The organism is Kribbella sp. NPDC051718 (assembly GCF_040681515.1).
Taxonomy (GTDB): Bacteria; Actinomycetota; Actinomycetes; order Propionibacteriales; family Kribbellaceae; genus Kribbella.
The window spans coordinates 728,050-741,452 of the sequence record NZ_JBFAYZ010000003.1 but is presented as its reverse complement, the minus strand read 5'-3'; the positions used below and the strand labels follow the sequence as shown (position 1 = coordinate 741,452).

Sequence of the window (13,403 nt, the reverse complement as noted above, 5' to 3'; positions counted from 1 at the left end):
CGCCCCCGGCCGCGTCCACATCACCCTCCCCAGCCGCCCCAAGGTAACCCAGCAACACGGCTACTTCCACGCCGGCGCCACCAGCTCCATAGCCGACAGCGCCGACGGCTACGCCGCCTTCACCCTGTTCCAACCACTGATGCCTCGCGGACCCGCGGTGTCCCGGAGGACAGGTAGTAGTGCTTGTTTCCAGGCTCAACTGCGTGATGCCGAGCGTGAAACTGCCCAGCCGACGCGACTACCTCCTGTCGCCCGGCACACCACCACCCTCGTCACGTTCGCGCGTCACGCTTCTGGGTCGCCAGGAACGCAGGAGCGCCCACACCCGGCGGGCGCAGCCAGAGCAGTGAGCGACGCAGGAGCGAGCGGCGGCGGGTGCGCGGGCGTAGTACGCGAAAACAACCGCCGCCCTCACCCGAAGGTGAGAGCGGCGGTGGTGTTCAACAGATGGTCAGCCGCGGACGACGGAGACCAGGTGGTCGACGATCTCGGCGACCGGGACGTCTGTACGGTCGCCGGAGCGGCGGTCCTTGACCTCGATGGTGCCGTCGGCGAGGCCCTTGCCGACGACCGCGATCGTGGGGATGCCGAGGAGTTCGGCGTCCTTGAACTTGACGCCGGGTGAGACCTTCTCGCGGTCGTCGTACAGCACCGTCAGGCCGCGCGACTCAAGCTCGGCGGCGATCGACGCCGCCTTCTCGAAGACCTCGGCATCCTTGCCGGTGGCAACCAAGTGGACATCCGCCGGCGAGATCTCGCGCGGCCAGATCAGGCCGAGGTCGTCGTGGTTGCCTTCGGCGATCGCGGCGACGGCGCGGGTGACGCCGACACCGTACGAACCCATGGTGACCGTGACGAGCTTGCCGTTCTGGTCGAGCACCTTCAGGTCCAGTGCCTCGGCGTACTTCTTGCCGAGCTGGAAGATGTGCCCCATCTCGATGCCGCGCGCCGACGACAGCGGACCCGAACCGTCGGGCGCCTCGTCGCCGTCACGTACCTCGGCCGCCTGGATGGTGCCATCAGCGTTGAAGTCGCGCCCGTAGACCAGGTTGATGACGTGGAAGCCGGTCTTGTCCGCACCCGTCACCCACGCCGAACCCTCGGCAACCCGCGGGTCGAGCAGGTACCGGATCTTCGAAGTGTTCTCCGCGCCCAGCACGCCCGGGCCGATGTAGCCCTTGGCCAGCGCAGGGTTCTTCTCGAAGTCCGACTCCTCGAACGCGACGACCTCGGCGGGCTCGACCTGCGCGCCCAGCCGCTTCTCGTCGAGATTCCGGTCACCCCGTACGCCGATCGCCAGCGGCTCGCGCGTCCCGTCAGGGTGCACCAGCATCACGAGCACGTTCTTCAACGTGTCCGCGGCCGTCCACTCGCGACCGTCCGTCCGAGCGTGCTTGGCGTTCAGCGCGTCGACCAGCGTGTCGATCGTCGGCGTGTCCGGCGTGTCGACGACCTCAGCAGCAGGCACGCCCGAGGCATCGACGGCCGGCGACTGCGGCACCTCGACAGCCTCGACGTTGGCCGCGTAGCCACCCGGCGAGCGGACGAAGGTGTCCTCGCCGTTCTCCGCGATCGCCAGGAACTCCTCCGACGCCGACCCGCCCATCGCGCCCGACATCGCGGCCACGATCACGTAGTCGAAACCGAGCCGGTCGAAGATCGCGATGTACGCCTTGCGGTGCAGCTCGTACGACGCCTGCAACCCGTCCTGGTCGATGTCGAACGAGTACGAGTCCTTCATCACGAACTCGCGCCCGCGCAGCACCCCGGCACGCGGCCGGGCCTCGTCGCGATACTTGTTCTGGATCTGGTAGATCGACAGCGGCAGGTCCTTGTACGACGAGTACAGGTCCTTCACGACGAGGGTGAACATCTCCTCGTGCGTCGGCCCGAGCAGCATGTCGGCGCCCTTGCGGTCCTTGATCCGGAAGATGTTCGGCCCGTACTCCGTCCAGCGGCCGGTCGCCTCGTAGGGCTCGCGGGGCAGCAGCGCCGGGAAGACCAGCTCCTGCGCGCCGATCCCGTTCATCTCCTCGCGGACGATGTTCTCGACGTTGCGCAGCACCTTCAGGCCGAGCGGCAACCAGGTGTAGATACCGGGCGCGGCGCGACGGATGTAGCCGGCCCGGACCAGCAGCCGGTGGCTCGGGACCTCTGCGTCCGCCGGGTCCTCGCGAAGGGTGCGAAGGAACAGCGACGACATGCGCAGTATCACGGGAGTCTCCAAGCAGTGAACGAGTGGTGGAAGAACTACTGTCGGCAAAGAGGATATCCGCCGACGGGTAGTGCTCTCACCACCTTTCCACAGCCCCGCCTCAGCGCCCCTCGCGGGACGCCTTCAGCGCCGCCCGGATCAGCGGGATCTGCAGCGGCAGCCGGGCGAACCCGATCGCCTTCGCGCGCGGCGTTCCCTTCCGCTGAAGATCGAGCGCCATCTGCACGTTCGCCGGGAACACGGCGGCCAGCAGTCCTGCACTGAGCAGGCCTGCCGGACGCCGCGTCCGCGGGTGCAGGAGCCCGGCCGCGCAAGCGAGCTCGGCCACGCCCGAGGCGTACACGAGCTCCTTCTTGCGCGGCAACTGCCGCGGCACGATCCGCTCGAACGGCTCCGGCTTCACGAAATGCAGCACCCCCATGACACCGAAAAGCACTGCCAGTCCGGTGGTGCTTCTGCTCCGTCTGCTCATGCCGACGACCTTAGCGGATCGTGTTACCCACGGGTAGCCAGCTCACGGAAGCGGCCCGTACGGCGTCGCCGCAGCGCGCGCGGCATACAGCAGAGCGGGCTTCTGCGCCGGCCACAAGGAGCTCGTGAAGCACGAGTACGACGGGAAGAACCCGCCACAGCTCCCCGAGTCCGGCCCGACCTCGAACGTGTACGCCGGAACGCCCCGCGTCCCATAAAGCCAGTCATCGGTGGCCCCCGGCGCGAAATAGCCGACCCCACCGTCACCAGTGGAGACCGGATACCCGTTCAGCGCCCCCATCTTCTTGCCCAGGGCAATCAACGCCGCCTTGTTCGGCGCCGCCGTATTCGTGTACCCATAGGGCGCCAGGATGTCGTTGCCGAAACTGTGCAGCGTCAGGAACACCCCGGTGGTATCCGCCGCCGCGGGCTCCCCCACCGCACCCTTGGTGTCGCGGAAGATCTTGTCCAGCAACCCTTGGACCGCAATCGTCTCCGGCTCCGAGATCGCCTTCTTCCCCGGATAGGTCTCGTCGCAAGGACCGCCCTGCTGCACGTCCCACTGGAAGCTCGAGTTGCGGTTCAAATCCACACCCGCGTCGGCGGCCGGGCAGCCACCCGCGGAGTTGTCGACGTTCTTGCGCTGCATCACCGGCTGCGTCGGATTCGACGCGACCACGTCGACACCGTCCGGGTTCGCGATCGGGATCACCCACAGCTCCCGGGTGTCCAGCAGCGACGTGATCGCCGGGTCCGTTCCGTACGAACCGACTAGCAGGTCGATCCACTTGTAGGCGATCTCCCCGGTCGCCAACTCACGCGCATGGATCTGCGTATGCAGAACGAACTTCGGCTTCTTGCCCGTGCTGTTCAACGCACAGTCGCCAGTGGTCAGCTTGGTGATGCACAGGGCCTGGATGTCGTGCCCGCCCTGTCCCTTCGTCTTCTTCCACGAGTCGCCGATGTCGTACAGCTTCACCAGGTCCGGGTGAGCGGCGGTGACGGCCGCGTTGTGCTGCTCGTGGCCGGCCGTCGTGTGGTAGCCGCCGTAATACGTAGTACCGGCCGTAGTTGCGCGGATCACCGGCTGGTAGACGTTGCCGGTCTTGCCGAGGACTACGCCACGGTCGCGGAGACGCGCGACCTCGGCGGGAGTGGCGACCAGGATCGGGCGAGAGCCGTGGCCGTGGGAGATGTCGTAGCCGTCGCGAACGAGATCGGCGACAGTCACTCCGGCAGGCAGCTTGAGGGAGTAGTACGACGGTGTTGCGTCAGCCTCGAACTGGGGCGCAGCGGCAGAGGGGCCGGGCGCGAAGCCGGCGACGGCGATCGCGACGGTGGCCAAACCGGCCAATGACACAGCGAGTCTTCGCATGAAGTTTTTGTCCTTCGACTGGGCGGGGGCGGCGCTGTCGAACAGCAAACCTCACCAACGGTCACCGGGCCATCACATTCAGCGCTCAGCCTCAGAACAGGATCGTCGCGAAGGTCTCGATGGTCCGGAACCCCACCCGCTCGTACGCCGCCCGCGCCGGCGTGTTGAACGCATTGACATACAACGTCACAACCGGCGAGATCTGTCGCGCGAGTTCCACCACAGCCGCCATGCCGGGAGCCGCGAGCCCCTGACCCCGCCGCTCGGGATCGACCCAAACCCCCTGGATCTGGCAGACCCCACTGCCCACCGAGCCGATCTCCGCCTTGAACACGACCTTGCCGTCCTCGATCCGCGCAAAGGCCCGGCCGGCCCGGATCAACTCGGCGACCCGCGACCGGTAGAACGTCCCATCCGGCCCCGTCTGCGGCGGTACACCCACCTCCTCGGTGTACATCGCGACGCACGCCGGGTACAGAATCCCCAGCTCGACCGGCTCGACAGCGCGCACCAGCGGATCGGGCGCGATCACCGGCGGTCCCTCGATCACCATGAACGGCTGCTCGTCGCGCACCTCGCGCGCCGGACCCCAATGCGGTTCGAGCGCGGTCCACAACTGATCGACGGCGCGAGCAGGCCCGAGGATCTGGAAGCAGTTGCGGCCACGGCGCAACGCGTACGCCGCGAACGAACGCAACGCGGCCTCCCCCGCACCGACCGGCACCATGTTGCCGCCGGCATGGCAGAGCGCCTCGAGCTCGCCCTTCTCGACGTATCCCCAGACCTCCGCCCCGCGGCGCGGATCGAGCCCGGACGCCTGCACCAAGGAGTCGACGAAGACGTTCACGACCGGATCGCGGGCGATGACGGCCCTCGCTGCTGAGAGGTCGCGAGGACCCAGTACCCGTACGCCCACGCCGCAGAACCTAGCCGATTACCGCCGCTGTGGCGCGCAATGGGTCATCTAGAGTGCGCGTGCCATCCAAATCAGTTCGTCGCCCAGGTCCCGGTCCGGCGTACTCCGGGCAGCTCCGAAACCGTTCTTGCGATAGAACCGGATCGCCTGCTCGTTCCCGACGAGCACATCGAGCAACAACTGATCCACCCCCGCCGGCAGCGCCGCGATCGCCCCGTCCAGCAAGGCTTTCCCGACCCCGAGCCGCTGATACCCGGGCAGCACATAAAGCTTCCACATCACCCAGAAGCCGGCCTCCTGTCCCAGGCCGACCATCCCCACAATGCGCTCGTCGACAACCGCGAGGAGCGTGATGCCGGTGGTGATGCCCCGCTCGACCGCCGCCGGCGACCACCACTGCGCCAACCCGTCCGCGATGAACTCGGCCGACACCAATCCGTCGTACGCGACCGGCCAGGTCGTCAACCCGATCTCCCGCACCGCCGCGACGTCGTCCACCACGGCCCGCCGGACGCTGATCATCCGCGAACCCGCACGGTCTGCCCGTCCGGATCGACCACAGCCAATCCCCCGTCGGCCTTCTCAACCCGATAGCCGGTCGCCGCAAGACGCTCGGCAACCTCATCCAGGTTCTCGGAGGTCGTCAGCTCGATCTGTACGTCGGACCCGCCCGCCCGGAACCTCGCCAACTCGGGATTGTCCCCACCCAGGATGTCCAGCAGCCGCTCCCAGCCCACCTGATCCGAGGCGCCGAGCATGGGCGTGACCGACCATCGCGTGTCCGGATGGGCAGCATGCAACTTGTAGCCGTACAGATCCTTGGGCCGCTCATCGATCCACAGCCCCACCCCGTCCGGACCCGTGGCCGTCAACACCCGCCCGAACGCCTCGTCGAAGATGCTCGCGTCCTCGAACCCGGCGGCAACCAGCCGCTCCAGCAACTCGTCGATATCGTCGGCCTCGAAGGTCAGCCTGGTCTGCCCCGGCTCACCACCGGTATCGCTGCGGGCCGCGTCGTGCAGCGCGATCATCCCCCGCCCGGCGACCATGTCGATCCAGATCCCGCTCTCGGACTCGATCCGGGACCGCAGCCCCAGCGTCTCCAGGAACGCCCGCATCGCCTGCACGTCGTTGCTGAATCTCAACGTGCGAATCACGACCTCATTCATGCCGATTCCCCTCCAGGTAGTCCGTCAGCGCCTGCTCGACCAGAGCCGACAAGCTCGTGCTCTCGTCGATCGCCTGATGCTTGATCCGCCGGATCAGGTCCGGCGGCAGGTACACGTTGAACTGCGCCTTCTTGGCGGCCTCTTCGGTCATGTCTAGTATGCTAGCAATCTAGCGGGCTAACAAAGAAGCCCCCTGGTCGCGAACGACCAGGGGGCTTGGGTGAAACGGTGGATCAGACGGCGGTCAGCAGCGCGTCGTCCAGTTCCTTGAGCAGCTTGGCCTTCGGGCGGGCGCCGACCACCGACCAGATCAGCTCGCCGTGATGGAAGAGCATCAGCGTCGGCAGAGCCATCACCCGGTAGTTCGAGGAGATCGCCGGGTTCTCGTCGGAGTTCACCTTGACCACGGTCAGCCGGTCAGCGCGCTCGACCGCGATCTGCTGCAGGATCGGGACGATCTGGTGGCAGGGCGGGCACCACTGGGCCCAGAAGTCCACCAGGACGGGCTTGTCGGCCCGTAGTACCAGCTGGTCGAAGTTGGTCTCGTCGGCCACGAGTAGTTCGGTCATCGGTTGGTCCTCCAGTTCTCGGCATCGGTCAGGAGGTCGGCGAGCTTGATCCGCAGCTCGGCCAGCTCGGCGATCCGCCGGTCGACCTCCGCGATCCGCGCCCGGTACGCCGTCAGCGACGCCGGGCAGACGTCCGCCCGGTCGTTGCCGGCCCGCAGGCACTCGATGAACGGATAGGTCTGCTCCGCGGTCAGCCCGAGCGACAGCAAGGCCTTCACCTCACGGACCACGATCACGTCCTCGGCGCTGTACGCCCGGTACCCGTTGGCCTCCCGCCGGGGCTTCAACAGCCCCTGAGACTCGTAGTACCGCACCGCCTTGACCGTCACCCCGGCCTCGGCCGCCAAATCCCCGATCCGCATCTCCGCCTCCTTGACCCGACGCTAAACCCTGCCCCCAGGGTCAAGGTCAAGTCAGGATAGTTCGGTGCGGAGCCAATCCCCCAGGACCTTGGCGCTCGCGTCCACAAGGGCCGGCCAGTCCATCGCAGCCTCGTCAGCCGAGTCGGACACATGCTTGACCAGCCGGACCGGTACGCCGAACTGGCGGCAGGCGAACGCCACCCCGTACGCCTCCATGTCGACCAGATGTGCACGCTCGGCCAGCCGTGCCTTGAGCACCGGGTCGGTGACGAACACGTCGCCCGAGGCGAGCACCGTCCCGTCGCCGCCCTCGATCTGGATGGACTCCTGCGGGTCGAGGCCGATCCCCCGGATCGCCTCGGCGTTGAGGTCGTGGTTGACGACCTCGCTCGGCAGATAGATCCCGGCCAGCCCGTCGCGCAGGGCTCCCGTCGTACCGACGTTCAGGACCGTGAGGTCGCTGATGTCGCGGCCGGCCAGGGCCTGCGCCGTGATCACCGCCGCCGCGGTCTTGCCGACCCCGGTGATGATCACCGGGAGGCCTTCCGGAACGTACCGAGCCTCGCCGCGCGTCGCGCTGATCACGATGTAGTCCGTCACGCGGCGAGGGTACCCGCTCACTCGAAGCGGAAGGTGATCGACGATCAGCCGACCGTCACGGTCGGCTCGCCGCCGTCGACGGACTCGCCCATCTCCTCGGCGATCCGCATCGCCTCTTCGATCAGGGTCTCGACGATCTTCGACTCGGGCACCGTCTTGATCACCTCGCCCTTGACGAAGATCTGACCCTTGCCGTTGCCGGAGGCAACCCCGAGGTCGGCCTCGCGGGCCTCACCCGGTCCGTTCACTACGCAACCCATCACGGCCACGCGGAGCGGGACCTCCATGCCCTCGAGCCCCGCGGTGACCTGCTCGGCCAGCGTGTAGACGTCGACCTGGGCGCGGCCGCAGGACGGGCAGGAGACGATCTCGAGCTTGCGCTCGCGCAGGTTCAGCGACTGCAGGATCTGCAGGCCGACCTTGACCTCCTCGACCGGCGGCGCGGACAGCGAGACCCGGATCGTGTCGCCGATGCCCTGGGACAGCAGCGCGCCGAACGCGACCGACGACTTGATCGTGCCCTGGAAGGCCGGGCCTGCCTCGGTGACACCGAGGTGCAGCGGCCAGTCGCCGGCCTCGGAGAGCAACTGGTACGCCTTGACCATCACGACCGGGTCGTTGTGCTTGACCGAGATCTTGAAGTCGTGGAAGTCGTGCTCCTCGAACAGCGACGCCTCCCAGACGGCCGACTCGACCAGCGCCTCGGGCGTCGCCTTGCCGTACTTCTGCAGCAGTCGCGGGTCGAGCGAGCCGGCGTTGACGCCGATCCGGATCGAGGTGCCGTGGTCCTTGGCGGCAGCCGCGATCTCCTTGATCTGGTCGTCGAACTTGCGGATGTTGCCCGGGTTGACCCGGACCGCGGCGCAACCGGCCTCGATCGCGGCGAACACGTACTTCGGCTGGAAGTGGATGTCGGCGATCACCGGGATCTGCGAGTGCCGGGCGATCTCCGGCAGCGCGTCGGCGTCGTCCTGCGACGGGCAGGCGACCCGGACGATGTCGCAGCCGGCCGCGGTGAGCTCGGCGATCTGCTGCAGCGTCGTGTTGACGTCCGAGGTCAGCGTGGTGGTCATCGACTGTACGGACACCGGCGCGTCGCCACCGACCAGCACCTTGCCCACCTTGATCTGGCGGGTCTTGCGGCGCGGGGCGAGGGTCGGCGGAGGCAGCGCGGGCATGCCCAGGGAGATGCTCATTTTTCCTTTGTCCGGTTGAGAGTTATCCGTTGAAGAGCTTGATCGGGTTGACGATGTCGGCGACGACGAGCAGGACGCCCATCACCACGATGACGCTGGCCGCCACGTACGCGATCGGCAGCAGCTTCGCCACGTCGACGTACCCGGGGTCGGGCCGGCCGAGCAGCTTGGCGAACCCGCGCCGGATGCCTTCCCAGATCGCGCCGATCATGTGGCCGCCGTCGAGTGGCAGCAGCGGGATGAAGTTGAACAGCGCGAGGAACAGGTTCAGCGAGGCGAGCAGCGAGACCAGGAAGGCGATCCTGGCGCCCGGCGTCAGGTCCTGGTTGGAGGCGACCTCGCCGGCCACCCGGCTGGCGCCGACGACGCTCATCGGGCTGTTCTCGTCGCGGTCGCCGCCGACGATCGACTTGGCCACGCCGACCAGCTTCTCCGGGAAGTTGCCGAGCGCCTTGACGGTGGCGACGGTCAGCTCGCCCATCTTGTCGACGACGAAGCCGAAGTCCTGCCGGACCACCTTCTGCTCCGGTGAGACGCCGAGGAAGCCGACCGAGACCAGCTTGTCCGAGCCGGCCTTCTCCACCACCTGATTGAGGATGGTGTTGGTGGTCAGCGTCTGCTGCTTGCCGTCGCGCTCGACCACGATGGTGGCCGGCTTGTCCGTGTTGGACCGGATCAGCGGCGTCAGGTCGTCCCAGCTGCTGATGGCGGTGCCGTTGAAGGACAGGATCTTGTCGCCGACGTGGAACCCGGCGGCCTTGGCCGGCGACACCTTGTCGGCGTCCGTGCACTTGCGGTCGGGCTTGGCCGCCTCCGAGGCGGGGATCACGCAGTCGGTGACGGTGGCGACCGTGGTCTGCGCGACGTTGGCGCCGTAGAACATGAACAGGCCGGCGAACAGGAAGAACGCGATGGCGACGTTGACCAGCGGACCGGACGCCATCACGATCAGCTTCTTCCACCACACCTTCTGGTAGAACAGCCGGCCGTTGTCGACCGGATCGATCGTCTCGTACTCCGCGGTGCGCGCGTTCTCCACCAGCGACTGGATCGGCCCGGTGTTGGCCTTGCGGACCTTCGTCGGGTCCTGTCCCTTGGCCGGCGGCATCATCCCGATGATCCGGACGAAACCACCCGCCGGGATCGCCTTGAAGCCGTACTCGGTCTCGCCGCGCTTGGTCGACCAGACCGTCTTGCCGAAGCCGACGAAGAACTGGGTCACCTTCATGCCGAACGCCTTGGCCGGCAGCATGTGACCCATTTCATGCAGCGCGACCGACACCAGGATGCCGATCACGAACAGCACCACGCCGACGAAAGTGAGGAGTGCGCTCATACCTGTGTGGTCTCCTGGCCCTGGTGGTCCGTGCTGCCGGTCAGTTCGCGGGCCCGGACGCGCGCCCAGGCGTCCGCGGCGAGTACGTCGTCGATGGACAGTTCCTCGTACGAGGGTACGTCGTGTTCGGTCACGATCCGGGCCACGGTGTCGACGATCCCCAGGAACGGCAGCCGCCCGCTGCGGAACGCCTCCACGCAGACCTCGTTCGCCGCGTTCAGTACTGCGGGAGCGGTACCGCCCCGCTCCCCCGCCTCGCGGGCCAGCTGGACGGCCGGGAACGCCTCGTTGTCGAGCGGCTCGAACTCCCAGGAGCCCGCCTTGGTCCAGTCACAGCTCGGAGCGGCGTCCGGTATCCGTTCGGGCCAGCCCAGCGCGAGCGCGATCGGCAGCCGCATGTCCGGCGGCGAGGCCTGGGCGATGGTCGAGCCGTCCACGAACTCGACCATCGAGTGCACGATCGACCGCGGGTGCACGACGACCTCGATCCGGTCCATCGGGAGGCTGTAGAGCAGGTGCGCCTCGATCACCTCGAGACCCTTGTTGATCAGGTTGGCCGAGTTGATCGTGATGACCGGGCCCATGTCCCAGGTCGGGTGGTTCGCCGCCTGCTCGGGCGTGACGTCGGCCATCTGGGCCCGGGTCCGGCCGCGGAAGGGCCCGCCGCTCGCGGTGACGACCAAGCGGCGTACCTCGTCGGCGGTACCGGTGCGGAGGCATTGGGCGATCGCGCTGTGCTCCGAGTCGACCGGAACGATCTGGCCCGGCTTGACCCGCTTCACCACGAGCGGGCCGCCGATGACCAGTGATTCCTTGTTGGCGAGGGCGAGGGTGGTACCGGCGTCCAGCGCGGCCAGCGTGGGCTGCAGGCCGACGGATCCGGTGATGCCGTTCAGTACTACGTCGCACGCCATCCCGGCCAGCTCCGTCGAGGCGTCCGGGCCGGTGATGATCTTCGGGATCCGGAACTGTCCCTGGGAGTAGCCGCGCTTCTGCGCCTCGGCGTAGAAGGCCAACTGCAGATCCTGGGTCGCGGTGGCCTTGGCGACCGCGACGACCTCGACCTCGAACTCCAGCGCCTGCTGCGCGAGCAACGCGACGTTGTCACCGCCCGCGGACAGCGCGAGCACCCGGAACCGATCCCGGTTGCGGCCGATCAGTTCAAGCGCCTGCGTGCCGATCGAGCCGGTCGAACCGAGGATGACGACGGTGCGTTGATTCACGCCACCTATTGTCACAGGTACTGATCCCCGGTTCAGGGGGTGTCTCCCAGTTCCCGCCGTGCCGAGTGCCGCGCAGTAGGCGGGAGCTGGGAGACACCCCCTGGACTCCCGGCAGCGCTACCGTTGGCCTCATGAGTCTGGAACAGCCGCCGCCCGCCCGCAGGGCATCCGATCATGACCGTGAGCGCGCCGCCGCGGTGATCCAGGAAGCTCACAGTGACGGCCGGCTGGACTTCGAGGAGATGGACGAGCGGCTCACGCAGATCTACTCCGCCAAGACCGAGATCGAGCTGCGGACGGCGACTGCAGATCTGCTGCCGATCGCGCACGGAAGCAATGCGGCCGAGGTGACGATCCGCGCCAAGCACAGCGCCCAGAAGCGCGAAGGTGCCTGGATCGTGCCCGAGCGGGTGACCGCGGTCGCCGAGCACTCGTCCGTAAAGCTCGACTTCACCGACGCGGTGATCAGCTGGCGCGAGGTGCATGTGGAGGCGCACGCCAAGCACAGCTCGGTGGTGATGGTCGTGCCGCGCGGCTGGAGCGTCGATATCGACAACGTCGACATGGTCCACAGCGCCGCGAAGAACAAGGCGACCGCACCGACGGTCGGCGGCGTCCGGCTGATCGTCACCGGCCAGGCCCGGCACGGCTCGATCGTCGTGCGGCATCCGCGCAAGCGGCACTGGTGGTGGCCTTGGTACAGCAAGTGATTCCGTTAGCGTGTGCGCATGACGGTTTCGCTTGATCTTGTAGACGTCGACTCGCTGCTCACCGAAGAGGAAGTCGCCATCAGGGCGACGGCTCGGCGGTTCGCGGACGAGCAGCTGCGGCCGCACCTGCCCGAGTGGTTCGAGTCGGCCAGCATCCCGGCGCGCGATCTCGCGAAGGAGCTGGGCTCGCTCGGCCTGCTGGGCATGCACCTGACGGGCTACGGCTGCGCTGGGCTGGGGCCGGTGGCTTATGGGCTGGCGTGTCTGGAGATCGAGGCGGCCGACTCGGGGATGCGGTCGCTGGTGAGCGTGCAGGGTTCGCTCGCGATGTACGCGATCTGGAAGTACGGCAGTGAAGAGCAGAAGACCGAGTGGCTGCCGCGGATGGCCGCGGGCGAGGCGATCGGCTGCTTCGGGCTGACCGAGCCCGACTTCGGGTCGAATCCGGGTGGCATGCGCACGAACGCACGGCGCGACGGCGACGACTGGGTGCTCAACGGGTCGAAGATGTGGATCACCAACGGGTCGGTGGCCGATGTGGCCGTGGTGTGGGCACGGACGGATGACGGGGTGCGCGGGTTCGTCGTACCGACTTCTGCGCCTGGATTCTCGGCGCCGGAGATCACCCGGAAGATGTCGCTGCGGGCGTCGGTGACGTCGGAGCTGATCTTCTCGGATGTGCGGTTGCCTTCGTCGGCGATGCTGCCGGAAGCTCGTGGGTTGTCGGGGCCGTTGGGGTGTTTGAACGAGGCGCGCTTCGGGATCATCTTCGGGGCGATGGGGGCGGCGCGGGACTGTCTGGAGACGGCGGTTTCATATGCCGCCGACCGGCAGGTGTTCGACAAGCCGCTGTCGGCTTATCAGCTGACGCAGGCGAAGTTCGCAGACATGGCGGTCGAACTGAACAAGGGCATCCTCCTCGCGGTCCACCTCGGCCGCCTCAAGGAGAAGGGCACGCTGCGTCCGGAGCAGGTCAGCGTAGGCAAGCTCAACAACGTACGCGAGGCAATCGCCATCGCCCGCGAGTGCCGCACGATCCTGGCGGCCAACGGCATCAGCGGCGAGTACCCGATCATGCGCCACGCCAACAACCTCGAATCAGTCCTCACCTACGAAGGCACCTCCGAAGTCCACCAACTGGTAATAGGCCAAGCCCTAACCGGCCAATCCGCCTTCCGCTGACCCCACCCTCTCGCCCTGCTTGAGGATCGGCGGATCGGGTACTGAGCGTGAGTACCAATCCACAGAAAGTCACCTGGAG

15 protein-coding genes are annotated in these 13,403 nt (G+C 67.4%); 2 read left to right on the top strand and 13 right to left on the bottom strand.

What is annotated here, in order from left to right; genetic code table 11:
* Positions 1 to 451: 451 nt before the first annotated feature.
* The 13 genes from AB0M15_RS15080 to dxr all read right to left on the bottom strand — a co-directional run bounded on the left by AB0M15_RS15080 (position 452) and on the right by dxr (position 11,432).
* Positions 452 to 2,215: a proline--tRNA ligase gene (locus tag AB0M15_RS15080; RefSeq protein ID WP_363818127.1), complete on the bottom strand. Its 1,764-nt coding sequence runs from the start codon at positions 2,213 to 2,215 to the stop codon at positions 452 to 454.
* A 100-nt stretch (positions 2,216 to 2,315) separates the two neighbouring features.
* Entirely contained in the window at positions 2,316 to 2,687 is a 372-nt protein-coding gene (locus AB0M15_RS15075) for a hypothetical protein (RefSeq protein WP_363818124.1), read from the bottom strand.
* A 42-nt stretch (positions 2,688 to 2,729) separates the two neighbouring features.
* The gene (locus tag AB0M15_RS15070; protein ID WP_363818121.1) at positions 2,730 to 4,061 is read right to left on the bottom strand and encodes a M14 family zinc carboxypeptidase; all 1,332 of its coding nucleotides are present in this window, start codon (positions 4,059 to 4,061) and stop codon (positions 2,730 to 2,732) included.
* A gap of 91 nt (positions 4,062 to 4,152) precedes the next feature.
* The gene (locus tag AB0M15_RS15065) at positions 4,153 to 4,977 is read right to left on the bottom strand and encodes a GNAT family N-acetyltransferase (RefSeq protein ID WP_363818119.1); all 825 of its coding nucleotides are present in this window, start codon (positions 4,975 to 4,977) and stop codon (positions 4,153 to 4,155) included.
* A 48-nt stretch (positions 4,978 to 5,025) separates the two neighbouring features.
* Complete coding sequence (locus AB0M15_RS15060; RefSeq protein WP_363818116.1) at positions 5,026 to 5,499, bottom strand: GNAT family N-acetyltransferase; 474 nt, start codon at positions 5,497 to 5,499, stop codon at positions 5,026 to 5,028.
* Complete coding sequence (locus AB0M15_RS15055; RefSeq protein ID WP_363818113.1) at positions 5,496 to 6,146, bottom strand: VOC family protein; 651 nt, start codon at positions 6,144 to 6,146, stop codon at positions 5,496 to 5,498. The genes AB0M15_RS15060 and AB0M15_RS15055 overlap by 4 nt, the downstream gene beginning before the upstream one ends.
* Positions 6,139 to 6,297 carry a CopG family transcriptional regulator gene (locus AB0M15_RS15050; RefSeq protein WP_363818111.1) on the bottom strand — a complete coding sequence of 53 codons (159 nt, stop codon included), beginning with the start codon at positions 6,295 to 6,297 and terminating at the stop codon, positions 6,139 to 6,141. Before AB0M15_RS15050 ends, AB0M15_RS15055 begins: the two co-directional genes overlap by 8 nt.
* Before the next feature lie 82 nt (positions 6,298 to 6,379).
* Positions 6,380 to 6,715, bottom strand: coding sequence for a thioredoxin (gene trxA / locus AB0M15_RS15045; RefSeq protein ID WP_343977581.1), 336 nt, complete (start codon positions 6,713 to 6,715; stop codon positions 6,380 to 6,382).
* Complete coding sequence (locus AB0M15_RS15040; RefSeq protein ID WP_363818108.1) at positions 6,712 to 7,077, bottom strand: MerR family transcriptional regulator; 366 nt, start codon at positions 7,075 to 7,077, stop codon at positions 6,712 to 6,714. Before AB0M15_RS15040 ends, trxA begins: the two co-directional genes overlap by 4 nt.
* 51 nt (positions 7,078 to 7,128) lie before the next feature.
* Entirely contained in the window at positions 7,129 to 7,677 is a 549-nt protein-coding gene (locus tag AB0M15_RS15035) for a nucleosidase (RefSeq protein WP_363818106.1), read from the bottom strand.
* 44 nt (positions 7,678 to 7,721) lie between these two features.
* The gene (ispG, locus tag AB0M15_RS15030) at positions 7,722 to 8,873 is read right to left on the bottom strand and encodes a flavodoxin-dependent (E)-4-hydroxy-3-methylbut-2-enyl-diphosphate synthase (protein ID WP_363818103.1); all 1,152 of its coding nucleotides are present in this window, start codon (positions 8,871 to 8,873) and stop codon (positions 7,722 to 7,724) included.
* A 22-nt stretch (positions 8,874 to 8,895) separates the two neighbouring features.
* A complete protein-coding gene (locus AB0M15_RS15025; protein WP_363818101.1) occupies positions 8,896 to 10,209 on the bottom strand; it encodes a M50 family metallopeptidase in 1,314 nt (437 codons plus the stop codon).
* The gene (dxr, locus tag AB0M15_RS15020; protein ID WP_363818098.1) at positions 10,206 to 11,432 is read right to left on the bottom strand and encodes a 1-deoxy-D-xylulose-5-phosphate reductoisomerase; all 1,227 of its coding nucleotides are present in this window, start codon (positions 11,430 to 11,432) and stop codon (positions 10,206 to 10,208) included. Before dxr ends, AB0M15_RS15025 begins: the two co-directional genes overlap by 4 nt.
* A 131-nt stretch (positions 11,433 to 11,563) precedes the next feature.
* On the opposite strand from dxr, the gene AB0M15_RS15015 reads away from it, so the two are divergent.
* A complete protein-coding gene (locus tag AB0M15_RS15015) occupies positions 11,564 to 12,142 on the top strand; it encodes a DUF1707 domain-containing protein (protein ID WP_363818096.1) in 579 nt (192 codons plus the stop codon).
* A gap of 18 nt (positions 12,143 to 12,160) precedes the next feature.
* Entirely contained in the window at positions 12,161 to 13,324 is a 1,164-nt protein-coding gene (locus AB0M15_RS15010) for an acyl-CoA dehydrogenase family protein (RefSeq protein ID WP_363818093.1), read from the top strand.
* The last annotated feature ends 79 nt before the right edge of the window (positions 13,325 to 13,403 follow it).

Coding starts and splice junctions, on each gene's coding strand:
- AB0M15_RS15075 (WP_363818124.1), bottom strand. CDS start 2,687: ATGAGCAGACGGAGCAGAAGCACCACCGGACTGGCAGTGCTTTTCGGT.
- AB0M15_RS15070 (WP_363818121.1), bottom strand. CDS start 4,061: ATGCGAAGACTCGCTGTGTCATTGGCCGGTTTGGCCACCGTCGCGATC.
- AB0M15_RS15060 (WP_363818116.1), bottom strand. CDS start 5,499: ATGATCAGCGTCCGGCGGGCCGTGGTGGACGACGTCGCGGCGGTGCGG.
- AB0M15_RS15055 (WP_363818113.1), bottom strand. CDS start 6,146: ATGAATGAGGTCGTGATTCGCACGTTGAGATTCAGCAACGACGTGCAG.
- AB0M15_RS15050 (WP_363818111.1), bottom strand. CDS start 6,297: ATGACCGAAGAGGCCGCCAAGAAGGCGCAGTTCAACGTGTACCTGCCG.
- trxA (WP_343977581.1), bottom strand. CDS start 6,715: ATGACCGAACTACTCGTGGCCGACGAGACCAACTTCGACCAGCTGGTA.
- AB0M15_RS15040 (WP_363818108.1), bottom strand. CDS start 7,077: ATGCGGATCGGGGATTTGGCGGCCGAGGCCGGGGTGACGGTCAAGGCG.
- ispG (WP_363818103.1), bottom strand. CDS start 8,873: ATGAGCATCTCCCTGGGCATGCCCGCGCTGCCTCCGCCGACCCTCGCC.
- AB0M15_RS15025 (WP_363818101.1), bottom strand. CDS start 10,209: ATGAGCGCACTCCTCACTTTCGTCGGCGTGGTGCTGTTCGTGATCGGC.
- AB0M15_RS15015 (WP_363818096.1), top strand. CDS start 11,564: ATGAGTCTGGAACAGCCGCCGCCCGCCCGCAGGGCATCCGATCATGAC.
- AB0M15_RS15010 (WP_363818093.1), top strand. CDS start 12,161: ATGACGGTTTCGCTTGATCTTGTAGACGTCGACTCGCTGCTCACCGAA.